20 protein-coding genes, 1 tRNA gene and 1 riboswitch are annotated in these 23,842 nt (G+C 60.5%); of the genes, 10 read left to right on the forward strand and 11 right to left on the reverse strand.

Translation table 11 applies throughout. From position 1 onward, the window contains the following. Positions 1 to 50: 50 nt before the first annotated feature. Positions 51 to 126: transfer RNA gene (locus WCL58_RS12045), tRNA-Ile, on the reverse strand. Positions 127 to 272: 146 nt separating this feature from the next. Here WCL58_RS12045 and mug point away from each other — a divergent pair. Beyond that, the gene (mug, locus tag WCL58_RS12050; RefSeq protein WP_336851196.1) at positions 273 to 761 is read left to right on the forward strand and encodes a G/U mismatch-specific DNA glycosylase; all 489 of its coding nucleotides are present in this window, start codon (positions 273 to 275) and stop codon (positions 759 to 761) included. 74 nt (positions 762 to 835) lie between these two features. On the opposite strand, the gene rpoD is transcribed toward mug, so the two are convergent. The 3 genes from rpoD to rpsU form a co-directional block, all read right to left on the reverse strand. Then, on the reverse strand, positions 836 to 2,677 hold the full coding sequence (rpoD, locus tag WCL58_RS12055) for an RNA polymerase sigma factor RpoD (RefSeq protein WP_004937194.1): 1,842 nt from the start codon (positions 2,675 to 2,677) through the stop codon (positions 836 to 838). 157 nt (positions 2,678 to 2,834) lie between these two features. After that, the gene (gene dnaG / locus WCL58_RS12060) at positions 2,835 to 4,583 is read right to left on the reverse strand and encodes a DNA primase (protein WP_025304325.1); all 1,749 of its coding nucleotides are present in this window, start codon (positions 4,581 to 4,583) and stop codon (positions 2,835 to 2,837) included. A 136-nt stretch (positions 4,584 to 4,719) separates the two neighbouring features. Next, positions 4,720 to 4,935, reverse strand: coding sequence for a 30S ribosomal protein S21 (gene rpsU, locus WCL58_RS12065; RefSeq protein WP_001144069.1), 216 nt, complete (start codon positions 4,933 to 4,935; stop codon positions 4,720 to 4,722). 325 nt (positions 4,936 to 5,260) lie between these two features. Between rpsU and tsaD the strand changes: the two genes are divergently transcribed. Continuing rightward, positions 5,261 to 6,274 carry a tRNA (adenosine(37)-N6)-threonylcarbamoyltransferase complex transferase subunit TsaD gene (gene tsaD / locus WCL58_RS12070; RefSeq protein WP_049198481.1) on the forward strand — a complete coding sequence of 338 codons (1,014 nt, stop codon included), beginning with the start codon at positions 5,261 to 5,263 and terminating at the stop codon, positions 6,272 to 6,274. A 30-nt stretch (positions 6,275 to 6,304) separates the two neighbouring features. On the opposite strand, the gene plsY is transcribed toward tsaD, so the two are convergent. Continuing rightward, the gene (gene plsY / locus WCL58_RS12075; RefSeq protein WP_049198480.1) at positions 6,305 to 6,949 is read right to left on the reverse strand and encodes a glycerol-3-phosphate 1-O-acyltransferase PlsY; all 645 of its coding nucleotides are present in this window, start codon (positions 6,947 to 6,949) and stop codon (positions 6,305 to 6,307) included. A 107-nt stretch (positions 6,950 to 7,056) separates the two neighbouring features. Here plsY and folB point away from each other — a divergent pair, with 107 nt between their 5' ends. Together folB and bacA are read left to right on the forward strand one after the other, a co-directional pair. Next, the gene (gene folB / locus WCL58_RS12080) at positions 7,057 to 7,416 is read left to right on the forward strand and encodes a bifunctional dihydroneopterin aldolase/7,8-dihydroneopterin epimerase (protein WP_019453081.1); all 360 of its coding nucleotides are present in this window, start codon (positions 7,057 to 7,059) and stop codon (positions 7,414 to 7,416) included. A 132-nt stretch (positions 7,417 to 7,548) separates the two neighbouring features. Continuing rightward, positions 7,549 to 8,373 carry an undecaprenyl-diphosphate phosphatase gene (gene bacA, locus WCL58_RS12085; RefSeq protein ID WP_025160107.1) on the forward strand — a complete coding sequence of 275 codons (825 nt, stop codon included), beginning with the start codon at positions 7,549 to 7,551 and terminating at the stop codon, positions 8,371 to 8,373. Positions 8,374 to 8,412: 39 nt separating this feature from the next. Here the strand turns inward: bacA and WCL58_RS12090 are convergent, their stop codons facing one another. Together WCL58_RS12090 and WCL58_RS12095 are read right to left on the reverse strand one after the other, a co-directional pair. Further along, positions 8,413 to 9,657, reverse strand: a complete 1,245-nt coding sequence (locus WCL58_RS12090; protein WP_060424743.1) for a multifunctional CCA addition/repair protein — start codon at positions 9,655 to 9,657, stop codon at positions 8,413 to 8,415. Positions 9,658 to 9,779: 122 nt separating this feature from the next. Then, positions 9,780 to 10,400 (reverse strand): TIGR04211 family SH3 domain-containing protein, encoded by a 621-nt coding sequence (locus WCL58_RS12095; protein WP_019453078.1) that lies wholly within the window; start codon positions 10,398 to 10,400, stop codon positions 9,780 to 9,782. A 278-nt stretch (positions 10,401 to 10,678) separates the two neighbouring features. On the opposite strand from WCL58_RS12095, the gene WCL58_RS12100 reads away from it, so the two are divergent. The 3 genes from WCL58_RS12100 (at position 10,679) to hldE (ending at position 16,377) form a co-directional block, all read left to right on the forward strand. Then, a complete protein-coding gene (locus tag WCL58_RS12100) occupies positions 10,679 to 11,986 on the forward strand; it encodes a CYTH domain-containing protein (RefSeq protein ID WP_330113078.1) in 1,308 nt (435 codons plus the stop codon). A gap of 45 nt (positions 11,987 to 12,031) precedes the next feature. Next, positions 12,032 to 14,869: a bifunctional [glutamate--ammonia ligase]-adenylyl-L-tyrosine phosphorylase/[glutamate--ammonia-ligase] adenylyltransferase gene (glnE, locus tag WCL58_RS12105; protein WP_336851199.1), complete on the forward strand. Its 2,838-nt coding sequence runs from the start codon at positions 12,032 to 12,034 to the stop codon at positions 14,867 to 14,869. A 77-nt stretch (positions 14,870 to 14,946) separates the two neighbouring features. Continuing rightward, complete coding sequence (hldE, locus tag WCL58_RS12110; RefSeq protein ID WP_336851201.1) at positions 14,947 to 16,377, forward strand: bifunctional D-glycero-beta-D-manno-heptose-7-phosphate kinase/D-glycero-beta-D-manno-heptose 1-phosphate adenylyltransferase HldE; 1,431 nt, start codon at positions 14,947 to 14,949, stop codon at positions 16,375 to 16,377. Positions 16,378 to 16,429: 52 nt separating this feature from the next. Here the strand turns inward: hldE and ubiK are convergent, their stop codons facing one another. Then, the gene (gene ubiK, locus WCL58_RS12115; protein ID WP_004937216.1) at positions 16,430 to 16,705 is read right to left on the reverse strand and encodes a ubiquinone biosynthesis accessory factor UbiK; all 276 of its coding nucleotides are present in this window, start codon (positions 16,703 to 16,705) and stop codon (positions 16,430 to 16,432) included. 145 nt (positions 16,706 to 16,850) lie between these two features. Further along, positions 16,851 to 17,011, forward strand: a riboswitch (FMN riboswitch). 109 nt (positions 17,012 to 17,120) lie between these two features. On the opposite strand from ubiK, the gene ribB reads away from it, so the two are divergent. Continuing rightward, positions 17,121 to 17,774: a 3,4-dihydroxy-2-butanone-4-phosphate synthase gene (ribB, locus tag WCL58_RS12120; RefSeq protein ID WP_033636071.1), complete on the forward strand. Its 654-nt coding sequence runs from the start codon at positions 17,121 to 17,123 to the stop codon at positions 17,772 to 17,774. 53 nt (positions 17,775 to 17,827) lie between these two features. Here the strand turns inward: ribB and WCL58_RS12125 are convergent, their stop codons facing one another. Then, positions 17,828 to 19,360, reverse strand: a complete 1,533-nt coding sequence (locus tag WCL58_RS12125; protein WP_102985310.1) for an alkaline phosphatase — start codon at positions 19,358 to 19,360, stop codon at positions 17,828 to 17,830. Between the two features lie 322 nt (positions 19,361 to 19,682). Here WCL58_RS12125 and ygiD point away from each other — a divergent pair, with 322 nt between their 5' ends. Then, on the forward strand, positions 19,683 to 20,465 hold the full coding sequence (gene ygiD / locus WCL58_RS12130) for a 4,5-DOPA dioxygenase extradiol (RefSeq protein ID WP_033636069.1): 783 nt from the start codon (positions 19,683 to 19,685) through the stop codon (positions 20,463 to 20,465). 47 nt (positions 20,466 to 20,512) lie between these two features. Here the strand turns inward: ygiD and WCL58_RS12135 are convergent, their stop codons facing one another. Continuing rightward, positions 20,513 to 21,673, reverse strand: coding sequence for a glutathionylspermidine synthase family protein (locus tag WCL58_RS12135; RefSeq protein ID WP_087763609.1), 1,161 nt, complete (start codon positions 21,671 to 21,673; stop codon positions 20,513 to 20,515). A 3-nt stretch (positions 21,674 to 21,676) separates the two neighbouring features. Further along, positions 21,677 to 22,345: a DUF1190 family protein gene (locus WCL58_RS12140; RefSeq protein ID WP_033644601.1), complete on the reverse strand. Its 669-nt coding sequence runs from the start codon at positions 22,343 to 22,345 to the stop codon at positions 21,677 to 21,679. Positions 22,346 to 22,698: 353 nt separating this feature from the next. Here WCL58_RS12140 and WCL58_RS12145 point away from each other — a divergent pair, with 353 nt between their 5' ends. Continuing rightward, on the forward strand, positions 22,699 to 23,799 hold the full coding sequence (locus tag WCL58_RS12145; RefSeq protein ID WP_336851202.1) for a glycerol dehydrogenase: 1,101 nt from the start codon (positions 22,699 to 22,701) through the stop codon (positions 23,797 to 23,799). Positions 23,800 to 23,842: the final 43 nt, after the last annotated feature.

Consider the following 23,842-nt stretch of genomic DNA (forward strand, 5'->3'; position numbering starts at 1 on the left):
AAGCCACCCCGGACAGGATGGCTTCTAAGGCTGTGAAAACAGCTAAAATTTGGTGGCCCCTGTTGGGTTTGAACCAACGACCAAGCGATTATGAGTCGCCTGCTCTAACCACTGAGCTAAGGGGCCAAGCCGCGAGATTATAGGGAATCCTTAAGCGGCGGTCTACTGTTACCCGCCCGTATGTTGCTTTTCTGCACAGTTCTAGCCTGTTGTAATTGCTGGCGGATTTTGCGATAACCGCAGTAAATCCCTGCAATGGACTCACGACACTCATGGAACTTCTGGCGCCTGACCTGCGGGTGGTGTTTTGCGGCATCAACCCCGGCCTTTCTTCCGCCCATCAGGGCTACCCTTTCGCCAACGGCAGCAATCGCTTCTGGAAGGTGATCCATCAGGCCGGCTTTACCGAGCGCCAGCTGGCGCCGGAGCAGTGGCAGCAGCTGAAGGATAATGGCTGCGGCATTACCGCGCTGGTGGCGCGCCCGACGGTGGCGGCCAGCGAGCTGTCGCGCGACGAGCTGCGCAGCGGTGGCGAGGTGTTGCAAGAGAAAATCTTGCGCTATCAGCCGTGCGCGCTGGCGATTTTGGGTAAGCAGGCGTTCACCACCGCCTTCGGGGTGAAAAACGCGCCCTGGGGCAAGCAGACGCTGACGTTGGGGGAAACCGAGGTATGGGTATTGCCCAACCCCAGCGGATTGAACCGCGCCACGCTGGAGCAGCTTACCGCCAGCTATCGCGAGCTGTTCCTGGCGCTGCAATGATGCGGCGGGGCGTATTCAGGGCATAAAAAAACCCCGGCAGGCCGGGGTTTTTGTTTTGGGTACGGCAGCCGGACTTAGTCGTCCAGGAAGCTGCGCAGCACTTCAGAGCGGCTTGGGTGACGCAGCTTGCGCAGCGCCTTGGCTTCGATCTGACGAATACGCTCACGGGTAACGTCAAACTGCTTGCCGACCTCTTCCAGCGTGTGATCGGTGTTCATGTCGATGCCGAAACGCATGCGCAGCACTTTCGCTTCGCGCGCGGTCAGGCCGGCCAGTACGTCGTGGGTGGCGGAACGCAGGCTTTCCGAGGTCGCGGAGTCCAGCGGCAGCTCGAGGGTGGTATCCTCGATGAAGTCGCCCAGATGCGAATCTTCGTCGTCGCCGATCGGCGTTTCCATCGAGATTGGCTCTTTGGCGATCTTCAGCACCTTGCGGATCTTGTCTTCCGGCATCAGCATGCGCTCGGCCAACTCTTCCGGCGTCGGCTCGCGGCCCATCTCTTGCAGCATCTGGCGCGAAATACGGTTGAGCTTGTTGATGGTCTCAATCATATGCACCGGAATACGGATGGTGCGCGCCTGGTCGGCGATGGAGCGGGTGATAGCCTGACGGATCCACCAGGTGGCGTACGTCGAGAACTTGTAGCCGCGGCGGTATTCGAACTTGTCTACCGCTTTCATCAGGCCGATGTTGCCTTCCTGGATCAGATCCAGGAACTGCAGGCCGCGGTTGGTGTATTTCTTGGCGATAGAAATAACCAGACGCAGGTTGGCCTCAACCATCTCTTTCTTCGCGCGGCGGGCTTTCGCTTCACCGATCGACATGCGACGGTTGATGTCTTTGACCTGCTCGATGGTCAGGCCGGTTTCTTCTTCGATCTGACGCAGTTTCTGCAGGCTGCGCTGCACGTCTTCAGCCACGTCTTTCAGCTTTTCCGACCATGGCTTGGCCATCGCCAGCGCGGCTTCGAACCAGGAATCGCTGGTTTCGTTGCCGGCGAACAGGGTGACGAAGTTTTTCTTCGGCATTTTGCACTGTTCAACGCACAGCTTCATGATGATGCGTTCCTGGGTGCGAACCCGGTCCATCATGGTGCGCATGCTGTTGACCAGGAAGTCGAACTGCTTCGGCACCAGGCGGAACTGCTTGAACACTTCAGACAGCTTCAGGATCTCGTCCGCGGCGCTGGCGTGGCTGCGGCCGTTCTTCTTGATCACCAGACGCGTCGCTTCATACTGATCGCGCAGCTCGGCGAACTTCTGACGCGCCAGCTCAGGATCGATGCTGTTGTCGTCTTCGGTATCGTCGTCTTCGTCGTCTTCATCTTCTTCGTCGTCGTCTTGCTCTTCGCTCGACAGTTCAGAACCGATGTGGGTGGCGGTTGGGGCGATGTCCTCTTCCGCGTTAGGATCGACGAAGCCGGTGATCAGATCGGACAGGCGCGCTTCGCCCGCTTCGACGCGATCGTACTGCTCAAGCAGGTAGGTAATGGCTTCCGGGTATTCGGCAACCGAGCACTGCACCTGGTTGATGCCGTCTTCGATGCGTTTGGCGATGTCGATTTCGCCTTCGCGCGTCAGCAGTTCGACGGTACCCATTTCGCGCATGTACATGCGCACCGGGTCGGTGGTGCGGCCGATTTCGGATTCCACGCTGGACAGAACCTGTGCGGCGGCTTCTTCCGCATCTTCGTCCGTGCTGTTCGAGTTTTCGGCGAGCAGCAGGTCATCGGCGTCCGGTGCTTCTTCCATCACCTGGATGCCCATGTCGTTAATCATCTGGATGATGTCTTCGATCTGATCGGAGTCGACGATATCTTCCGGCAGATGGTCATTGACCTCAGCATAGGTCAGATAGCCTTGCTCCTTACCACGGGTGACAAGTAGCTTCAGCTGTGACTGCGGGTTTTGCTCCATAAGACGGTATCCACACTTCAGAGTATTTAGGTTGGTGTCGGTCGGCGAAACCGCCAACAATAGCATTTGGGGCGTTTTCGTTATCGCCGCGGCCCACTATGGCGGCACTGTGCAGGGCTCTGCCCTCGCAATTATCGGCACTTAAGCCGTTTGGTATTCAGTTTTTCTTCGCTAAAACCTGGTTGAGAGAACGGACTTCTTCACGTTCCTCCGGGCTCAGGCCGCGCGTTCTGGCCTGGGCGATCAGCGTTTCCAGCCGTTGCTCGAGCACCGAGTCGTACAGGCTGGCCAACGTATCCAAAAAGGTCTGTTCGACCATGTCCTCAACGATCATATGGTTCCATGTCGCCAAGGTTTCAAGCTGCTGGCTGAATTTGTTGTCGCGATACAGCTCCAGCAATTGCCCGGTCGTCAGGCCCGGCTGCGCCAAACAGGTCTGCACCAGTTCGACGAACAGCGGCAATCCCGCCTGTTTGGTCTGCTCCAGCCCTTCAAGCGAAGGGATAAGTGTAGCCAACTGCGGATTTTGCACCAGTAACCCTATCAGTATACGCATGGTTGTGCGTTTTAGCTGGGGCGCCTGATAAGGATTCGCATTTTCCGCCTGCTTGGGCATCAGCTTGTCGAGCTGGCTGTCGTCCAGCAGCCCCAGCTTGTTGCCGAGCTCCTGACGCAGGTACAAGCGCAACGTTTCGCCCGGCACCTGAGTAATCAGCGGCAGCGCCAGCGTGCTCAGCTTGGCGCGCCCGTCCGGGCTGCTCAGATCCACCTGCGGCAGCAGGCTTTCGAACAGGAACGTGGACAGCGGCTGCGCCTGCTCCATTCGCTGTTCGAAGGCTTCTTTGCCTTCCTTGCGCACCAGGGTGTCTGGATCTTCGCCGTCGGGCAAAAACATGAACCGCAGCTGGCGCCCGTCGTTCAGGTACGGCAGCGCGGTTTCCAGCGCCCGCCATGCCGCCTCGCGGCCGGCGCGGTCGCCGTCGTAACAGCAGACGACGTTGTCGGTGGCGCGGAACAGCAGCTGAATGTGTTCAGCCGTCGTCGAGGTTCCGAGCGAGGCGACGGCATAATCGATGCCGAATTGCGCCAACGCCACCACGTCCATATACCCTTCCACCACCAGCAGCCGCTGGAGGGTAGGGTGGTTCTGCTGTGCTTCATACAGGCCGTACAGTTGGCGGCCCTTATGGAAAACTTCGGTTTCCGGCGAGTTCAGGTACTTCGGCATACCGTCACCCAATACGCGGCCGCCGAAGGCGATCACGCGCCCGCGCTTGTCGCGGATGGGGAACATCACCCGTTCACGGAAACGGTCGTACGAACGCCCCTGATCGTTAGTCACCAGCATGCCGGCATCGTTCAATGCGCGGCGCGAGTCGGCGTCGCGGCCGAAACGCTTCAGGGCGTTGTCCCATCCCGCCGGCGCGAAGCCGATGGCGAAATGGCGAATAACGTCGTCACTTAATCCGCGCTGCTGCAAATAGCTGCGCGCCGGTGCCCCGGAGGACTGCTGCAGTGACTGTTGATAGAACGCGCTGAGCTGCTCCATCAGTTGGTACAGGCTCTGGCGCTGATGGCGTTCGATCTGGGTTGGCCCGGTGCCCGCTTCGTAAGGCACTTCCAGCCCGTGCATGGTCGCCAGCTCTTCGATGGTTTCGACAAACTCGAGTCGGTCGTAATTCATCAAAAAATCGACGGCGTTGCCGTGCGCACCACACCCAAAACAGTGATAAAACTGCTTTTCGCCATTAACGGTAAAGGAAGGCGTCTTTTCGTGGTGGAACGGACAGCACGCGTGGTAGTTCTTGCCTTGCTTCTTGAGCTTCACGCGAGCGTCGATCAAGTCGACGATGTCGGTGCGAGCCAGCAAGTCATTGATAAATACGCGCGGAATTCGTCCAGCCATAAGCCCTTACTTCATTAGCCTATAAACGAGAACAAGCCGCGCATTCCTTTCGGAAAGCACGGCCTTCGTATGCAACTACTCGGTCTGCGCGATTTTGAAAATCAGAAATTCACGCGGTGGGGTTGCCCCCGAAGAATTAATACAGACGAGTGCGGCGTGCGTTTTCGCGAGCCAGTTTCTTCGCGTGACGTTTCACAGCAGAAGCTTTAGCGCGTTTACGTTCGGTAGTTGGTTTTTCATAAAACTCACGACGACGAACTTCAGCTAAAACACCTGCTTTTTCGCAAGAGCGTTTGAAACGACGCAGAGCAACGTCAAATGGCTCGTTTTCACGTACTTTAATTACCGGCATGTGCCTCTCACCTCAATAAAATTCGGTTTGTTGCTGGCCAAGCGCCAGCCTTTTCAAAATGGTGCGGAATTTTACTCCAATGGATGCTGCTTTGTAAAGCATCACCGCAAATTGAAACCCGCGTCGCTCTGCCGCAACGTGCGCAATTTTGCACCGGGCGCTGATTATAGACTAATCAGAAAAAAATGCTCGTGTTTAATCGCCTGGGCATTTTCTGGATGAATCATCGACATAGGTGCGAGCCGGTGACAAGATGCGCCGCGCTGGCGGTAAATGCGGCGGAATGTGGTAGACTGGCGGCCGCACGTGAATGATGGGAAATGTAATGCGAGTACTGGGTATAGAAACGTCCTGCGATGAAACCGGAATTGCAGTGTATGACGATCAAACCGGTTTGTTGGCCAACCAATTATACAGCCAGGTGAAGCTGCACGCCGACTACGGCGGCGTGGTGCCGGAACTGGCCTCGCGCGATCACGTGCGCAAAACCGTGCCGCTGATTCAGGCGGCGCTGAAAGAGGCCAACCTGACTCCGGCCGACATCGACGGCGTGGCCTACACCGCCGGGCCGGGCCTGGTGGGGGCGCTGCTGGTCGGCGCTACCGTGGGGCGCGCGCTGGCGTTCGCCTGGAACGTGCCGGCGGTGCCGGTGCACCATATGGAAGGCCACCTGCTGGCGCCGATGCTGGAAGATAACCCGCCGGCGTTCCCGTTCGTCGCGCTGCTGGTCTCCGGCGGCCATACTCAGCTGATCAGCGTCACCGGCATCGGTGAGTATGAACTGCTGGGCGAATCGATCGACGATGCCGCCGGCGAAGCGTTCGACAAAACCGCCAAGCTGCTCGGCCTGGATTACCCCGGCGGGCCGATGCTGTCGAAGATGGCGCAGCAGGGCACGGCGGGGCGTTTCACTTTCCCGCGGCCGATGACCGATCGTCCGGGCCTGGACTTCAGCTTCTCCGGGCTGAAAACCTTCGCCGCCAACACCATTCGCTCCAACGGCAACGACGATCAGACGCGTGCCGACATCGCCCGCGCCTTCGAGGATGCGGTGGTGGACACGCTGGCAATCAAGTGCAAACGCGCGCTGGAGCAGACCGGTTTCAAACGCTTGGTGATGGCCGGCGGCGTGAGCGCCAACCGCACGTTGCGCGCCAAGCTGGCGGAGATGATGCACAAGCGCGGTGGGGAAGTATTCTATGCCCGCCCGGAATTTTGCACCGACAACGGCGCGATGATCGCCTATGCCGGCATGGTGCGCCTGAAGAGCGGCGCCAGCCCGGAACTGAGCGTTTCGGTGCGGCCGCGCTGGCCGCTGGCGGAACTGCCTGCGGTATAAAGCAAAGGGCCGGATAATCCGGCCCTTCTGTTATTCGTCTTTCGGCCGATCGCCGTTATCCGCATCTGCCTGGTTTTTCTTCTTGCGGAACTTGCCCCAGATCTTGCCTTCCTGGCCGCGCCACAGGCGCTGAATATTGTCGTGATGCCGCATCAGGATCAGGCAGGAGAGCATCGCCACCGGGAAGGTGAACTGCGGTTTGAACCACCAGACGTAGAACGGGGCGATCAGCGCGCTGACGATGGCGCCGAGCGAAGAGTAGCCGCTGAGCAGCACCGTCAGCAGCCAGGTGCCGGTCATCAGGCCGGTCAGATCCCAACCGATAGGCGCGATGGCGCCAAACGCCGTCGCTACGCCCTTACCGCCGCGGAAGTGGAAGAACACCGGATAGATGTGCCCCAGGCAGGCGGCGATCGCCGTCAGACCGAGGTACAGCGGCGGCACATCGAGTTTGTAGGCCAGCCAGACCGGCAACATCCCTTTCAGAATATCGAATACCAGCACCGCCGCTGCCGCCAGCCGGCCGCCGATGCGCAGGACGTTGGTCGCCCCGGGATTTCCTGAGCCATGTTCACGCGGATCCGGCAGCCTGGCGATCCGGCAAACCAGGATCGCGCTGGAAATCGAGCCGCACAGATACGCGAAGATAATCATGCCAAGCGCGGTAGCACTCATAACGCGGTTCCGTTTAATAATGGTCGTTTTACTCGCAACATCTATGGATAATACGCACATTCCGCTGGAAGTGGTATCCGGCAAGGCCAAAAACAGAGAATGACGTGATGGATATCGTATTTATTGAAGAGCTTACCGTAATTACCACCATTGGCGTTTATGAGTGGGAACAGGGCATTCGTCAGAAGCTGGTGTTCGATATCGAAATGGGCTGGGATAACCGGCCGGCCGCCGCCAGCGACGACGTAACTGACTGTCTGAGCTATGCCGACGTCAGCGACGCCGTGATCCAGCACGTGGAGTCGAACCGTTTTGCGCTGGTGGAGCGAGTGGCAGAGGAAATATCTGAAATTTTGCTTCAGCGCTTCAATTCCCCCTGGGTCCGTATTAAGGTCAGCAAACCGGGCGCTGTAGCACATGCCAGTCGGGTCGGCGTGATCATTGAGCGCGGCACTCGTCCCGCATGATTTTATGTCATCTGCTTGCAACGAAAGACCGTTAACCTGGTCTTAATCCTGAGAATTGTTTTAGCGGCATTGTCTTTAAGCATTGCCGCTTTTTTATGTGATAGCCGTTATTTTATGGGGTGAGCGAAGCACATGGCAGACATGCATTCACTGTTTATTGCGTTTGTTCTTGGGGTTGTCGAGGGATTAACCGAATTTCTGCCGGTTTCTTCCACCGGGCATATGATCATCGTCGGCGAGTGGCTGGGCTTTACCGGCGACAAAGCCAAAACCTTTGAAGTCATTATCCAGCTGGGGTCGATCCTGGCCGTAGTCGTGATGTTCTGGCGCCGGCTGTTCGGCCTGATCGGCATCCATTTCGGCGGCAAGCCGGTGGAGCACGAGGGCAAAACCAGTGGCCAGCTGAAGCTGGGGCACATCCTGCTGGCGATGATCCCGGCGGTGGTGCTGGGCCTGGCCTTCCATGATTTCATCAAGTCGCTGTTCGCGCCGAAAAACGTGATGTACGCGTTGGTGGTCGGCGGCCTGCTGCTGCTGGCGGCGGAATGGCTGAAGCCGAAGAAACCGAGCGCGGAAGGGCTGGATGACATCACCTACCGCCAGGCGTTCATGATCGGCTGCTTCCAGTGCCTGGCGCTGTGGCCGGGCTTCTCCCGTTCGGGTTCCACTATCGCCGGCGGTATGCTGGTGGGCGTGAACCGCTATGCGGCGTCCGAGTTCTCCTTCATCCTGGCGGTGCCGATGATGATTGGCGCCAGCGGCCTGGATCTGTACAAGAGCCTGCACTTCCTGACCTGGGGCGATCTGCCGATGTTTGCCGTCGGTTTCATTACGGCCTTCGTGGTGGCGCTGATTGCGATCAAGACCTTCCTGTCGCTGATCAAACGCATCTCGTTCGTGCCGTTCGCCATCTACCGCTTTATCGTGGCAGCCGTGGTTTACATGGTATTCCTGTAAGCCCGACGCCAAGAAAAAACCCCGCTCTGCGGGGTTTTTTTATGCCTGATCGTTGATAATCGTTTGGCTGAGTTTCCAGTCGGCCAGCGCCTGCTGGCGGCGGCGTTTGAGCTCGTCGCGGATCGCGGTGCCCTGCAGCCCGCTGGCCACCACTTCTTTGATAGATACCGCGTTCGCCACCTGATACGCCTGGCGCAGATAGTCACCCTGTGGATAAGGGTTCTCCTCAAAGCCGGTGCGGCCGCGCGCGTCCGCTTCGCTGGTCAGGATCATCTGCTCCAGCCTCTGGGGCTTGCGCCAGACGTCGATGGCGTCGAACAGCTTCAGCAGGGTTTCCGGCCGCAGCTTGTTCACGGTGTGGATCAGGTCATGGTACTCGGCCACCAGCTTGCTCAGATCGCGCACCGGGTTGGGCACCCGCAGCCGCTGGCACAGGGCTTCGACCAGCCGCACGCCCGCCGGGCCGTGGCCGTGGTGATGCGGCCAGAATTCTTTCGGCGTCAATCCTTTGCCGAGATCATGGCACAGGGTGGCGAAGCGCACGTCCACCTCCGGCGTGAGGCGGGCGGCAATCGCCAGCGCCATCAGCGTGTGCACGCCGGTGTCGATCTCCGGGTGCCACTTGGCGGGGGCCGGTACGCCGAACAGCGCGTCGATTTCCGGGAACAGCACTGCCAGCGCATCGCAGTCGCGCAACACCTGAAAATAGACCTGCGGGCTCTGGCTTTGCAGCGCCTTTTCGGTTTCCTTCCAGACACGTTCGGCGGTCAGCGCAGCCAGTTCACCGCCGTGCGCCATTTGGCGCATCAGCGCGAGCGTTTCGTCGGCGATGTGAAAACCCAGATGGGCGAAGCGAGCGGCGAAGCGGGCCACGCGCAGCACGCGCAGCGGATCTTCGCCGAACGCGTCGGAAACGTGGCGCAGCACGCGCGCCTGCAGATCGGCCACGCCGCCGTAAGGATCAATCAGTTCCCCTTCGGCGGAGCGGGCGATGGCGTTGATGGTCAGATCGCGCCGCAGCAGATCTTCTTCCAGCGTCACGTCCGGCGCGGCATAGCAGGTAAAACCGGTATACCCCTGGCCGGATTTGCGCTCGGTGCGCGCCAGCGCGTACTCCTCATGAGAATCGGGGTTGAGGAACACCGGGAAATCTTTGCCGACCTGCTGATAACCCAATGCCAGCAGCTCCGCCGGCGTAGCGCCCACCACCACCCAATCATGATCGACCACCGGGATGTTGAGCAGGCTGTCGCGAACGGCGCCGCCGACCAGATAAATCTGCACTGTTGACTCCTGAATATCGTGTAAGGCTCTGTCTATCAGATTACATGAATTGGCCGCGGGATGTCGGCACCAATGAAAAGGGCGCCCGCAGGCGCCCATACTCAAACTGAACGATACTGAGATCAGTTCATCCAGCGGTTGTTGTTCTTGCGGCGCGGGATCAGGTGCGGCAACAGCAGGCCCAGCAGCAAACCGACGCCGGCGACGCCGCCGCCGTACATGAACCACTGCAGGATAATGGTGCGCTGCTTGTCGTCGAGCTGCAGGTTAACGGCGTTGACCTTCTTCTGCGCGACCACCAGCTGGTTTTTCAGATCCTGGTTTTCCTTCTGCAGGCTGCTGATGGTGCTGTCGCTGCCCGCGACTTTCTCCTGCATTTCCGAGGTGCGCTGGTTCCAGGTGTTGTCGATGTTGGCCAGCTTGTCGGTCAGGGTTTTCACCTGCTGTTCCAGCTCGGGCACGCGAGTGCGCAGGCTTGGCGTCTGGCTGAGCTGGTCGAGCGGGATCCAGGTGGTGCGGCCTTTCGGATCGCGGATCTGGCCGTAGTTGGTGCTGTCGTTGACGCTCAGCAGGGTGACTTCTTCACCGGCGTTCAGAGTGCCGACAATACGGTACTGATTACCTGGGCCGCTATGGACGTAAGTGCTTAACTCATCGGAGATATAGCGTTTATCTTCGGCATGTGCGGCCCAAGTGATGCTGAAGCTCAGCGCGGCAAGGCAAATCAGGCGTAATTTCTGCATTAGTTCATCGTTTCTGGGTGAATTTATGGAACGATAGTAGAGCGTTCAGTCTGACGACGCAACGCCAAAACCGGAATGAGAACTATCTTACTGTGGCTGATTCTGTGAGTTGCGCAGCGTTTTATAACGTAACAGGTTTTTTCTACAGTTAGCAGGGTTAAGGCGCCGGGAATCGCGGTAAGATAATGGCAACTGTGCGTCATTGGGCAGCATACGGCGGGCCGAACGCGCCGCGCTGAAACCGACGCGAATGCGTAACTTATTGGTGTTAAAGAATTATGACCGTTGAAATTGAACTGAAATTCATCGCCGCGCCGCAAGCGGTGGCCGCTCTGCCACAATGGCTCGCCGCCTGGCCGCATCAGCATTCCGCGCCGCAAAAGCTGACCAACATTTACTTCGAAACGGCCGACAACGTCCTGCGCCGTCACGACATGGGGCTGCGCATTCGCGGTTTCGACGATCGCTATGAGATGACCATCAAAACCGCCGGTAAAGTGGTGGGCGGCCTGCACCAGCGCCCGGAATACAATGTCGCTATCGCCGAGCCGCAGCTGGCGTTGGCGCAGTTCCCTGCCGACATCTGGCCGCAGGATTGCGATATCACGGCGCTGCAGCAGGCGTTGCAGCCGCTGTTCCGTACCGATTTCGTGCGAGAGAAGTGGGTGGTTACTTACGGCCAAAGCGAGATCGAGATTGGTCTGGACCAGGGCGAGGTGTGCGCCGGTGACCTCAGCGAAGCCCTGAGCGAGGTAGAGCTGGAGCTGCTGAACGGCAATACCGCCGATCTGCTGGCGTTGGCCGGTGAGCTGGCGGCGCACGGCGGGCTGCGTCAGGGCAGCCTGAGCAAGGCGGCGCGCGGTTACCACCTGGCGCAGGGCAATCCGCCGCGCGAGGTGCGCCCGCTGCGGGTGTTGAAGCCGGCGGCGAAGGCGACCGTGGAACAGGGGATGATCGCCGCCTTCGAGCTGGCGCTGGGCCACTGGCAGTACCACGAAGAGCTGTGGCTGCGCGGCGACGCGCAGGCGCGCGCTTCGGTGATTGAGGCGATCGGAACGATTCGCCAGGCGCTGGTGATCTTCGGCGGTTTGGTGCCGCGCAAGGCCAGCGCCGATCTGCGCGCCCGTCTGACCGAGCTCGAGCCGCTGTTGGCGGACAAAGCCGCGCAACCAGAGGCCCTGTGCTACAGCGCCACCTACCTGCAATGTAAGTTGGCGCTCACATCATGGCTGGTGAGCGGCGCCTGGCGGCCGTTTATCGATGCCAAAGCGCAGGCCAAGCTGGACGGTTCTTTCAAACGCTTCAGCGACATCATGCTGGGGCGCAGCGGTGCGGAGCTGAAAGAAGCCTTCAGCCGTACGCTGAACGAAGATGAATATCAGGAACAATTGCCGCGCCTGACGCGTCAGATTTCGGCGCTGGTCCTGCTGTCGGGTGCCTACCCCGACGAGCAGACCGGCCCTTATATCGAGGCCTGGCGCGAACTGCAGGCGGCGCTGAGCGAGCGCCGTCAGGGCTGGTATGAAGCCAGCCGCAAACAGGCCTTATCGCATGCGCCATTCTGGTTAAACGGCGCGCTTCGTTAATCAAGCCGGCCCGCCAGCCGTGGGCCGCAGAACGGGTCATACACTATGTCGCCACTTTCAGCCGCGTTACAGGCTCAGGCACAGCAGGTTGTGCAGCGTTTTCAGGAAGTTCACGGCGCGGACAGCGCCTTTAGCGAACAGGAGCAGTGGGTGCTGGCGTCGAGCGACTTCGTCAGCGACGCGCTGCTTGCCCAGCCGGCCTGGCTGGCGACGCTGCGCGAACAACCACCGGCGCCCGGCGAGTGGCAACACTATGCCGCCTGGCTGCAGGACGAGCTGGAAGAGGTGCGCGATGAGGCGCAGCTGATGCGCACGCTGCGTCTGTTTCGCCGTGAAACGCTGGTGCGCATTGCCTGGGCGCAGGCTCAGGGGCTGTGTTCGACCGAAGAAACGCTGCTGCAGCTGAGCGGATTGGCGGAAACGCTGATCGTCAGCGCGCGCGACTGGCTGTACCAAACCTGTTGCCGCGAGTGGGGCACGCCGTGCAACGCCGCCGGTGAACCGCAGCCGCTGCTGATCCTCGGCATGGGCAAGCTGGGCGGCGGCGAGCTGAATTTCTCGTCGGATATCGATCTGATCTTCGCCTACCCGGAAAACGGCCAGACTCAGGGCGGGCGGCGCGAGCTGGACAATGCCCAGTTCTTCACCCGCCTTGGCCAGCGGCTGATCAAGGCGCTGGATCAGCAGACTATTGACGGCTTCGTCTATCGCGTCGACATGCGGCTGCGGCCGTTCGGTGACAGCGGCCCATTGGTGATGAGCTTTGCGGCGCTGGAAGATTACTATCAGGAGCAGGGGCGCGACTGGGAGCGCTATGCGATGGTGAAGGCGCGCCTGATGGGCGGCGCGGAAGACGCCTACAGCCAGGAGCTGCGCAAAACGCTGCGGCCGTTCGTGTTCCGCCGCTATATCGATTTCAGCGTCATCCAGTCGCTGCGCAACATGAAGGGCATGATCGCCCGTGAAGTGCGGCGTCGCGGCCTGAAGGACAACATCAAGCTGGGTGCCGGCGGCATTCGCGAAATCGAATTCATCACCCAGGTATTCCAGCTGATCCGCGGCGGCCGCGAGCCGGCGCTGCAGGGGCGTTCGCTGCTGCCGACGCTGCAGGCGGTGGGTGAACTGGGGCTGCTGGAGGCCGAGCAGGTGCGGGCGCTGAGCGCCGCCTACCTGTTCCTGCGGCGGCTGGAGAATCTGCTGCAGGCGATCGGCGATCAGCAAACCCAGACGCTGCCGCAGGATGCGCTCGATCAGGCGCGGCTGGCCTACGGCATGGGGCTGGCGGATTGGCCGGCGCTGATGGCGACGCTGGAGTTGCACATGCAGGCGGTGCGGGCGGTGTTCGATGACCTGATCGGCGACGATAGCCCGGATGTCGGCGAAGATCCCGACTATCAGCACTACCACAGCCTGTGGCAGGACGCGCTGGAGGAAAACGAGCTGGCGCCGCTGACGCCGCACCTGGACGAAGAGGGGCGCCGACAGATGCTGCGCACCATCGCCGATTTCCGCCACGACGTCGACAAACGCACCATCGGCCCGCGTGGCCGCGACGTGCTCGATCAACTGATGCCGCGTCTGCTGGCTGAGGTGTGCCCGCGCCAGGATGCGCCGACCGCGCTGGTGCGGCTGGCGCAGCTGCTGCTCAGCATCGTCACCCGCACCACCTACCTCGAGCTGCTGGTGGAGTATCACGCGGCGCTCAGCCATCTGATCCGCCTGTGCGCCGCGTCGCCGATGGTTGCCAACCAGCTGTCGCGCTACCCGCTGTTGCTGGACGAACTGCTGGATCCGGCCACGCTGTATCAGCCGGTGGTGCTGGACGCCTACCGCAGCGAGCTGCGCCAGTACCTGCTGCGGGTGCCGGAAGACGACGAAGAGCAAAAGCTGGAGGCGCTGCGCCAGTTCAAGCAGGCGCAGCAGCTGCGCATCGCCGCGGCGGATATCGCCGGCGCGCTGCCGGTGATGAAAGTGAGCGACCACCTGACTTATCTGGCGGAGGCGATCATCGACGCGGTGGTGCAGCAGGCCTGGAGCGACATGGTGGCGCGCTACGGCCAACCGACCCACCTGCAGGAGCGCGAAGGGCGCGGCTTTGCGGTGATCGGCTACGGCAAGCTGGGCGGCTGGGAGCTGGGTTACAGTTCCGATCTCGATCTGGTATTCCTGCTGGATTGCCCGCCGGAGGTGATGACCGACGGCGATCGCTGCATCGACGGCCGTCAGTTCTACCTGCGGCTGGCGCAGCGGGTGATGCATCTGTTCAGCACCCGCACCTCCTCCGGCATTCTGTATGAGGTGGACGCGCGCCTGCGGCCTTCCGGCGCTGCGGGGATGCTGGTCAGCACCGTCGAGGCGTTCGCCGATTACCAGCAAAACGAAGCCTGGACCTGGGAACATCAGGCCCTGGTGCGCGCGCGCATCGTGCATGGCGACCCGGCGCTGCATCAGCAGTTCGATGCGATCCGGCGCGAGATCCTGTGCAAAACGCGTGATGCGGAGATCCTGAAGCGCGGAGTGCGCGAGATGCGTGAAAAGATGCGCAACCATCTCGGCAACAAGCAGCGCGATCTGTTTGATATCAAAACCGATGAGGGCGGCATTACCGACATCGAATTTATCGCCCAATATCTGGTCTTACGCTATGCGCCGGGTGAACCGCGGCTGACGCGTTGGTCGGACAACGTGCGCATCTTCGAGCTGATGGCCAATTACGACATCATGCCGGAAGAGGAGGCGCGCGCGCTGACCCAGGCCTATGTCACCATGCGCGACGAGATCCACCATCTGGCGCTGCAGGAGCATTCCGGCAAGGTCGGCAGCGGGCTGTTCGCCGCCGAGCGCGAGCAGGTGCACGCCAGCTGGGCCAAATGGCTGGATTAATACCTTTTTGCGGGTATTCCGGCGGTCTGTGGTAATATCTGCGCCACTAAAATTTTGTACTTTTTTGGAGTTATCGGATGAAAGTTACGCTGCCTGATTTTCGCCGCGCCGGTGTGCTGGTGGTCGGTGACGTCATGTTGGATCGCTATTGGTACGGGCCGACCAGCCGCATTTCACCGGAAGCCCCGGTGCCGGTGGTCAAGGTCGATGCCATCGAAGAGCGTCCCGGCGGCGCGGCTAACGTGGCGATGAACATCGCTTCGCTGGGCGCCACTTCCCGTCTGGTGGGCCTGACCGGCATCGACGATGCGGCGCGGGCGCTGAGCGCCAAGCTGAATGAAGTCAACGTGCGCTGCGACTTCGTCTCGGTGCCGACCCATCCGACCATCACCAAGCTGCGCGTGCTGTCGCGCAACCAGCAGCTGATCCGTCTCGACTTCGAAGAAGGCTTCTCCAACGTCGATCCGCAGCCGATGCTGGAGCGCATTCAGCAGGCGCTGCCGCAGATCGGCGCGCTGGTGCTGTCCGATTACGCCAAGGGCGCACTCAGCCAGGTGCAGGGCATGATCCAACTGGCGCGCGCCGCCAAGGTACCGGTGCTGATCGATCCGAAAGGCTCTGACTTCGAGCGCTATCGCGGCGCGACGCTGCTGACGCCGAACCTGTCCGAGTTCGAAGCGGTGGTGGGCCACTGCAAGGATGAGGCGGAACTGGTGGAACGCGGCATGAAGCTGGTGGCGGATTTCGAGCTGTCGGCGCTGCTGGTCACCCGTTCAGAACACGGTATGACGCTGCTGCAGCCGGGCGTTGAGCCGCTGCACCTGCCGACCCAGGCGCAGGAAGTGTTTGATGTGACCGGCGCCGGCGACACTGTGATCGGCGTGCTGGCCGCCTCGCTGGCCGCCGGCAATTCGCTGGAAGAGTCCTGTTTCCTGGCCAACGCCGCCGCCGGCGTGGTGGTGGGCAAGCTCGGTACTTCCACCGTGTCGCCCATCGAGCTGGAAAACGCGGTGCGCGGCCGGGCCGAAACCGGCTTTGGCGTGATGACCGAAGCGCAGTTGAAACACGCCGTGGCGCAGGCGCGCCAGCGCGGCGAGAAAGTGGTGATGACCAACGGCATCTTCGACATTCTGCATGCCGGCCACGTCTCTTATCTGGCCAACGCCCGCAAGCTGGGCGATCGCCTGATCGTGGCGGTGAACAGCGACGCCTCGACCAAGCGCCTGAAAGGGGAAACACGCCCGGTCAACGCGCTGGAGAACCGCATGATCGTGCTGGGCGCGCTGGAAGCGGTGGATTGGGTAGTGCCGTTCGAAGAGGATACGCCGCAGCGCTTGATCGCCGACATTCTGCCGGATCTGCTGGTGAAAGGCGGTGATTACAAACCGGAAGAGATTGCCGGCAGTGCGGAAGTGTGGGCCAACGGCGGCGATGTCAAAGTGCTGAACTTTGAAGACGGGCTGTCGACCACCAACATCATCAAAGCGATCAAAGACGGGCGCGGCTAACGCCGGGCGACCTAAAGAACAAGGGCGCGCGGTGCGCGCCCTTGGCGGGAATTTATTCGTCTTCCTGCTTGGCGGCCGGTGCCGCGCTCAGTTTGCTTTCCAGCTCGGCCATGCGCTGTTCCAACAGCGCCAGCTTCTCGCGGGTGCGCAACAGCACCTGAGTCTGTACGTCGAACTCTTCGCGGTTAACCAAATCCAGGCGGGTCAGTTGCGACTGCAGGACCTGACGGATTTTTTTCTCAACGTCTTCCCCGAATTCACGAACGCCTTTAGGCATGGACTCATGAACCTGGCGTGCGATTTGTTCGATTTTTTTCGGGTCAATCATGGCGTATCCCTTTCAGAGTTTAATAGCTGCCGCTTAGTGTAATGCGAGTTGCCCGCCGGATAAACCATTAAGCGCATTCGCCGTGCGTGGCCGAATTGTGCTTTTGCCAATTGCCCTGCCTACCCATTAGCGTTATAGTCATCCTGCTTATTCTCAGGGCGGGGTGAAAGTCCCCACCGGCGGTAAATCACCTTCTACGGTGAAAGCCCGCGAGCGCTCAGCCAGCCTGTCAGGGCCGGTTAGAGGTCAGCAGATCCGGTGTAATTCCGGGGCCGACGGTTATAGTCCGGATGGGAGAGAGTAACGGTATCTGCCGGGCTTGCGCCCGCTTGCGTTATTTTTTTAGCTATTGCTAGCTACTCCTCAAGATCGCCCTGGTTCTGGTAATCCATAATTTTTAATGAGGTTTTTTACCATGAATCAGACGCTACTTTCAGACTTCGGCACGCCGACAGAACGCGTTGAACGCGCGATTGACGCACTGCGCAACGGGCGCGGCGTAATGGTGCTCGATGATGAAAACCGTGAAAACGAAGGTGACATGATCTTCGCCGCGGAAACCATGACTGTTGAGCAGATGGCGCTGACCATTCGCCACGGCAGCGGTATCGTGTGCCTGTGCATCACCGAAGAACGCCGTCAGCAGCTTGAGCTGCCGATGATGGTGACCAACAACTCCAGCCAATTCCAGACCGCCTTCACCGTGACCATTGAAGCGGCGCAGGGCGTGACCACCGGGGTTTCCGCTTCCGATCGCCTGACCACCATCCGTGCGGCGGTGGCAGACAGCGCCAAGCCGAGCGACCTGAACCGTCCGGGCCACGTGTTCCCGCTGCGCGCGCAGCCGGGCGGCGTGCTGAGCCGTCGCGGCCACACCGAAGCGACCATCGATCTGGTTTCCATGGCCGGTTTCAAACCTGCCGGCGTGCTGTGTGAACTGACCAATGACGATGGCAGCATGGCGCACGCGCCGGAAGTGATCGCCTTCGCCAAACAGCACGACATGGTGGTGCTGACCATCGAAGATCTGGTGGCCTACCGCCAGGCGCACGAGAAAAAAGCCAGCTGATAGCCGGCCGCTTTCAACGATAAAAAAGCCGCGTAACGCGGCTTTTTTTGTGGCTACCGTTTTGACAGGCGCTCGCCGATGCGGCTGGCGTAATTCATCACGTGGAAGGTGTAGTTCTCCTCCACCGTGCCCTGGAACAGATGGGCCCAGGGGCCGATGGCGTAGATGCCGAGATCTTCCCCGCCGTGGGTCTCGCTTTTCAGCGGGACCAGCGCCGGCTGAATAAAGTCGGGCGCGGTGGCCTGCTCCATGGTCAATGCCGGGCGTTCGGCCAGTGGGATCGTGCCGCCGGGGCCATTGGCGAAGCCGACGGTGGTGTAAGGCTTGCCGTCGCTGCCCAGCAGCGGTTTGCCGTTGACCCCCACGGAAATACCGAGGATAGGATTACCCCGCTTGGCATAGCCGGCGATGGTGAGTGTGTGGCTGTGATCGCCGGTCACCACCACCAGCGTGTCGTTCAGATCGACTTTATTGACGATGGTTTTCACCGCTTCGTTCAGGGCGACCGCGTCGCTCAGCGTGCGGTAGGCGTTACCGCTATGGCTGCCGTGATCGATGCGTCCACCCTCCACCAACAGCAGGTAGCCCTCGGGATTCTTGGCCAGAATATCGATGGCCTTGCCGGTCATTTCCGCCAGCGAAGGTTCTCCCGCCGCGTCTTGCCGCCGATCGTGCTCGAAGTTCATGTGCGACGGCTCAAACAGGGCCAACAGGTGGTCGATCTTACCCGGCTCGATTTTGTCGAACTGCGCCTGATTCCATACGTATTGCCCTCGCTCGCCATAGCGTTGTAGCCAGGCCTGCGTCAGATCGCGGCCATCCTTTCTGGCGCCTGTCTTGCCGGGGTATTCCGGATCGCTCACGCTGTCGGGCAGGAAGTTGGCGCGCCCGCCGCCCATTGCCACGTTGAGGCCGTTGCCGTACTTCATTTCCACCAGTTGGCGCGCGATGTCGCGGCAGCCTGCGGCCAGGGCCGCTGCCGGCATTTTTGCGTCGGATTCCCAATCGCGGTTGGCGATATGGGCATAGGTCGCGCCCGGCGTGGCGTGGGTGATGGTCGCGGTCGTCACGGCGCCGGTGGACATGCCGAGCGTTGCGGCCATCTCCCACAGCGTGGTGACGGCCTTGGTTTGCTGGTCCTCGCAATTGTTGAGGGTCGCCGTATGGTTGAGGCCCATCAGATCGTTGATGGTTTTGACGCCGGTAGTCATCGCCACAGCGCTGGGCGCGGAGTCGGTGATTTGGGCGTCGGCGGAGTAGGTTTTGGCCGCCGCCAGATAGGGGAAGGCCTCCCAGGCCAGCACGTTGGATTCGCCGTCCACGCCGCGCTGCTGCCCTTCAAAAATGCGGGCGGCGGTCACGGTGGAAAACCCCATGCCGTCGCCGACCACCAGAATGACGTTTTTGGCGCGGTTGGTGTTTGGCGTCTGTTTCAGCCGCTGTTGCAGCTGAGCTTGCGCCTGAAGGAAGTAAGGGTCTTCGCGCTGCGTCAGCTGCGCGTTGTCCGCTGTGCCGGCGGTTGCCGTCCAGCCGGCGAATAAGGACATGGAAAGCGCCAGGCGGGTTGCCAGTGTGAGTCTGAACATGAATTCCTCCTTGGTGAGACGTAATTCCCATTGCGCGGCGGGGCTGTCGGCACCCGTCGGCAGAGGAGGAGTGTATAGATTGTGTTAACAAAAAATACATAAATTGTTCACAAATTGGATCTGTGTGGCAGTAATGCCATGACATTCATGTTTGTTATTAATCTATTGAAATATATAAATTTTTTATCTTTCTGTCTGCCGGCGCATTCCTCCGTTTTTAATTCAAATTTATTGAATATCTTCATCACGGTTATCCGGCTGTGTTGGTGCGGCAAAGCGCGTAATGTAGCGGCATAGCACAATTTGAACTAAGGATCTCCCTATGAACACCTCTCGTATGCCTGCACTGTTTCTTGGCCACGGTAGCCCGATGAACGTGCTGGAAGACAATCGTTACACCCGGGCATGGCGTGCGTTGGGTGAGTCATTGCCGCGCCCGAAGGCGATCGTGGCGGTTTCCGCACATTGGTATACCCGCGGCACTGCGGTTACCGCGATGGAAAAACCCAAAACCATTCACGACTTCGGCGGGTTCCCGCAGGCGCTGTTCGATACCCGTTATCCGGCGCCGGGCTCTCCCGCGCTGGCTGCGCAGCTGCAGCAAATGCTGGCGCCGGTGCCGGTAACGGCCGATCTGGGCGAGTGGGGGCTGGATCACGGCACCTGGGGCGTCTTGATCAAGATGTATCCCAATGCCGACATCCCGGTGGTGCAGCTCAGCGTCGACGGCACGCAGCCGGCGGCCTATCACTATGAACTGGGCCGCAAACTCGCTGCGCTGCGCGATGAGGGGGTGATGATTGTCGCCAGCGGCAACGTGGTGCACAACCTGCGCATGGTGAAATGGCAGGGCGATACCAGCGCCTACCCGTGGGCGGAATCGTTCAATAACTTTGTCCGGGATAACCTGCGTTATCGGGGTGATAACCATCCGCTGGTGGATTTCATGCGCCATGAGGGGGCGGCGCTGTCGAATCCGACGCCGGAACACTATCTGCCGTTGCTGTACGTGCTTGGCGGTTGGGATGGAAAAGAGGCCATCAGCGTGCCGATCGACGGTATCGAAATGGGGGCGCTGAGCATGCTGTCGGTGCAGGTGGGGTAAAGAAAAACGCCAGTCAGAGACTGGCGTTTTTGTCTTCGGCGGGGCGATCAGCCGAGAATGGTGTGCGGGTAGAAGCGCGACAGATCCTGCGTGATCAGTTCGCGATCTTCGCGCAGACCGATGCCGCAAGGTTGATCGTTCACCAGCCAGCTGCCGATCAACGTGTAGCTGTCTTCGAACTTCGGCAGCGGATGGAACTGCTGCACGATCATGCCCTCTTCGCCGTATGGCCCATCGACGCGCGCCACTTCCTGACCGTTTTCGACGATCTGGATATTGGCGCCTTCGCGTGAGAACAGCGGTTTGGTGACGTAATGATCCATCGGCGGATGATCGTCTTGCGCGAAATAAGCCGGCAACAGATTCGGGTGGTTCGGGAACATTTCCCACAGCAGCGGCAGCAGCGCCTTGTTGGAGATGATGCTCTTCCAGGCCGGCTCCAGCCAGCGCACGCCGGCGTCTTCGAGCTTGGTGGAGAACATCTCGCGCAGCATGAATTCCCACGGGTAGAGCTTGAACAGGTTGCCGATCACCTGATCCTGCAGATCGGTAAACTGGCCTTTCTCGCCGAGGCCAATCTCTTCCATGAACAGGAACTCGGTCGGCAGACCGGCTTCCTGCGCGCAGTCCTGCAGATATTGCACCGTGCCGCGATCTTCTTCGCTGTCCTGGCAGCAGGCCAGGTGCAACAGGCCGAAGCCGTGATGTGCTTTCAGCTCGGCGAAACGCTCGATCAGCTTCTCCTGCAGGCTGTTGTACTGATCCGACTCCGGATCCAGCTTGCCGGCGTTGATCTGGTCTTCCAGCCACAGCCACTGGAAGAAGGCCGCCTCATACAGCGAGGTTGGCGTATCGGCGTTGTTTTCCAGCAGCTTCGGCGGGTTGACGCCGTCGTAGGCCAGATCGAGACGCGAGTACAGCGACGGCTGGTGGGTGCGCCAGGAGCTGCGCACGAACTCCCAGGTGTGTTTCGGGATGCAGAACTTGGCCATCAGCTCGTCGCTGCCGACCACTTTTTCTACCACCTGCAGGCACATCTGGTGCAGCTCCGCGGTGGCGCTTTCGATCTCTTCAATCTGCGCCAGCGTGAACTGGTAATAGGCGTCTTCACACCAGTAGGGCTCGCCGTACATGGTGTGGAAACGGAACCCGAACTCGGTCGCTTTTTCACGCCAGTCCGGGCGCTCGGTAATAGCAATACGTTTCATGCATCAACCGCCCATGCTGCGAGAGCCGGAGTTGGAGGTGGCGCTGCTGCGCTGCATGCTGGTCTGCTTGGCCACGGTCTCGCCGAAGCCGCCGCGGGTCACGGTGTTGGTGACCGCAGGCTTCGGCGCCATGGCGGTTTTCGGCACCGTCATGGTGCGGCCGCCGGCGGTGGCCGGGCCGTAGCTCTTGCCGCTGGCGTCGACAAACTTGCCGTTCGCCGGGCTGGCGGCGTTCTTGGAGGTGAACAGCGGCTGCTGTGCGAAGCCGGAGCCGCCCATCAGGCGACCCATCATGTAGCCCGCCATCAGCGGCATCCAGAAGCTGCCGCTGCTTTGCGATTCCGCCGCCATGCCGGCCTGCGCCGGAGCCGGCGCCTGGGTGCACTGCGCTTCGCCGAACTCGGCGACGCAGTCTTCGCGGGTAGCGTATTTCGGCGCGGTTTTCGCCGCTTCTTTCAAGGCGTTGTTGTAGGCGGTGGTGCACTGCTCGCTCATCGAAGGATTGGCGCGCGAACAGTCATCGGCATTCTGATACAGGGAGACCGTTTCATCGCTCTTCTCGCAGCCGGCCAGCATAAAGACAGCGCTGATCGCCAAAGCCACGGGCGCGACACGGTAGCTGCGCCAGGATTTGCGGAACGTCTCTTGGTTGATGTTTTTTGTCCGTTTCATCGTTATCAATCCCATCATGCGGGCTGTTTTCGCCCTTTCCCAGTAGTGGCGCTAAGGATAGGGGAAACATGGTCAAAATTAAAGCTGAAACGCCCGCAGAATCGACTCTTTACGCAGTTATACGTTGGGGTGTGCGCCAGTTCGCTTTCGCGGCGAAAAAACGCGCGTTGGTGTTTCATCATGAAACGTTGTCGCTATGATGATGTTCCATAATGGAACAAAAATCGCGAGGCTCGCCAGGCGGGCGGCGGGCGCTCATAGTCGAAGCACAACAACAAGCCGGCGGCGAAGTCGGCGCGTCATCACCTGATATCTGAACGTTACCATCGCCAACTCCCTACAAGGATCCGGTTATGTTGAGAATCATCCAGTCACCAGGCAAATATATTCAGGGCGCCAATGCGCTGGCCGCCGTCGGCGAATACGCCAAATCCCTCGCCGAGCACTACCTGGTGATCGCTGACGACTTCGTGATGCAGCTGGCGGGCGACACCCTGATGGGCAGCCTGCAGCAGCACGGCGTGAAACATCACGCGGCCCGCTTCAACGGCGAATGCTGCCGCAAAGAGATAGACCGGCTCGGCCATGAGCTGCAGGCTCACGGCTGCCGCGGCGTGATCGGCGTCGGCGGCGGCAAGACGCTCGACACCGCCAAGGCCGTGGCGCACTACCAACAGCTGCCGGTGGTGCTTATTCCCACCATCGCCTCCACCGATGCGCCGACCAGCGCGCTGTCGGTCCTCTACACTGAACAGGGCGAATTCGCCGAATACCTGATTTATCCGCGCAACCCGGACATGGTGGTGATGGACAGCGCCATCATCGCCAAAGCGCCGGTGCGCCTGCTGGTAGCTGGCATGGGCGACGCGCTCTCTACCTATTTCGAAGCCCAGGCCTGTTTCGACGCCCAGGCCACCAGCATGGCCGGCGGCAAATCGACGCTGGCGGCGCTCAGCCTGGCGCGGCTGTGTTATGACACGCTGCTGGCGGAAGGGGTGAAAGCCAAACTGGCGGTCGAGGCCGGCGTGGTGACGGAAGCGTTGGAGCGCATCATTGAGGCCAATACCTATCTGAGCGGCATCGGCTTCGAGAGCAGCGGGCTGGCGGCAGCGCATGCCATTCACAACGGTTTTACCGTGCTGGAAGAGTGCCACCACCTGTATCACGGCGAGAAAGTGGCGTTCGGCACCCTGGCGCAGCTGGTGCTGCAGAACAGCCCGATGGCGCAGATTGAAACCGTGCTGGCGTTTTGCCATGGCATCGGCCTGCCGATCACGCTGGCGCAGATGGGCGTCACCGGCGATGCGACGGCGAAGATCATGGCGGTGGCCGAGGCCAGCTGCGCCGCCGGCGAAACCATTCACAACATGCCGTTCAAGGTCACCCCAGCGGGCGTGCAGGCGGCGATCCTGACGGCGGATAGGCTGGGCGCCGCCTGGCTGCAGCGTCATTGATACCCTTGGGGCGCGGTGCGCCGCGCCCCTGTTCTTACAGAGG

The organism is Serratia sp. TMDUHS_CL (genome assembly GCF_037137105.1).
GTDB classification, from domain to species: Bacteria; Pseudomonadota; Gammaproteobacteria; order Enterobacterales; family Enterobacteriaceae; genus Serratia; species Serratia nevei.

Coding starts and splice junctions, on each gene's coding strand:
- WCL58_RS12095 (WP_019453078.1), bottom strand. CDS start 10,400: ATGCAGAAATTACGCCTGATTTGCCTTGCCGCGCTGAGCTTCAGCATC.
- ribB (WP_033636071.1), top strand. CDS start 17,121: ATGAATCAGACGCTACTTTCAGACTTCGGCACGCCGACAGAACGCGTT.
- WCL58_RS12140 (WP_033644601.1), bottom strand. CDS start 22,345: ATGAAACGGACAAAAAACATCAACCAAGAGACGTTCCGCAAATCCTGG.
- WCL58_RS12145 (WP_336851202.1), top strand. CDS start 22,699: ATGTTGAGAATCATCCAGTCACCAGGCAAATATATTCAGGGCGCCAAT.
- rpsU (WP_001144069.1), bottom strand. CDS start 4,935: ATGCCGGTAATTAAAGTACGTGAAAACGAGCCATTTGACGTTGCTCTG.
- mug (WP_336851196.1), top strand. CDS start 273: ATGGAACTTCTGGCGCCTGACCTGCGGGTGGTGTTTTGCGGCATCAAC.
- folB (WP_019453081.1), top strand. CDS start 7,057: ATGGATATCGTATTTATTGAAGAGCTTACCGTAATTACCACCATTGGC.
- WCL58_RS12100 (WP_330113078.1), top strand. CDS start 10,679: ATGACCGTTGAAATTGAACTGAAATTCATCGCCGCGCCGCAAGCGGTG.
- rpoD (WP_004937194.1), bottom strand. CDS start 2,677: ATGGAGCAAAACCCGCAGTCACAGCTGAAGCTACTTGTCACCCGTGGT.
- dnaG (WP_025304325.1), bottom strand. CDS start 4,583: ATGGCTGGACGAATTCCGCGCGTATTTATCAATGACTTGCTGGCTCGC.
- WCL58_RS12125 (WP_102985310.1), bottom strand. CDS start 19,360: ATGTTCAGACTCACACTGGCAACCCGCCTGGCGCTTTCCATGTCCTTA.
- tsaD (WP_049198481.1), top strand. CDS start 5,261: ATGCGAGTACTGGGTATAGAAACGTCCTGCGATGAAACCGGAATTGCA.
- plsY (WP_049198480.1), bottom strand. CDS start 6,949: ATGAGTGCTACCGCGCTTGGCATGATTATCTTCGCGTATCTGTGCGGC.
- ygiD (WP_033636069.1), top strand. CDS start 19,683: ATGAACACCTCTCGTATGCCTGCACTGTTTCTTGGCCACGGTAGCCCG.
- hldE (WP_336851201.1), top strand. CDS start 14,947: ATGAAAGTTACGCTGCCTGATTTTCGCCGCGCCGGTGTGCTGGTGGTC.
- ubiK (WP_004937216.1), bottom strand. CDS start 16,705: ATGATTGACCCGAAAAAAATCGAACAAATCGCACGCCAGGTTCATGAG.
- WCL58_RS12135 (WP_087763609.1), bottom strand. CDS start 21,673: ATGAAACGTATTGCTATTACCGAGCGCCCGGACTGGCGTGAAAAAGCG.
- glnE (WP_336851199.1), top strand. CDS start 12,032: ATGTCGCCACTTTCAGCCGCGTTACAGGCTCAGGCACAGCAGGTTGTG.
- bacA (WP_025160107.1), top strand. CDS start 7,549: ATGGCAGACATGCATTCACTGTTTATTGCGTTTGTTCTTGGGGTTGTC.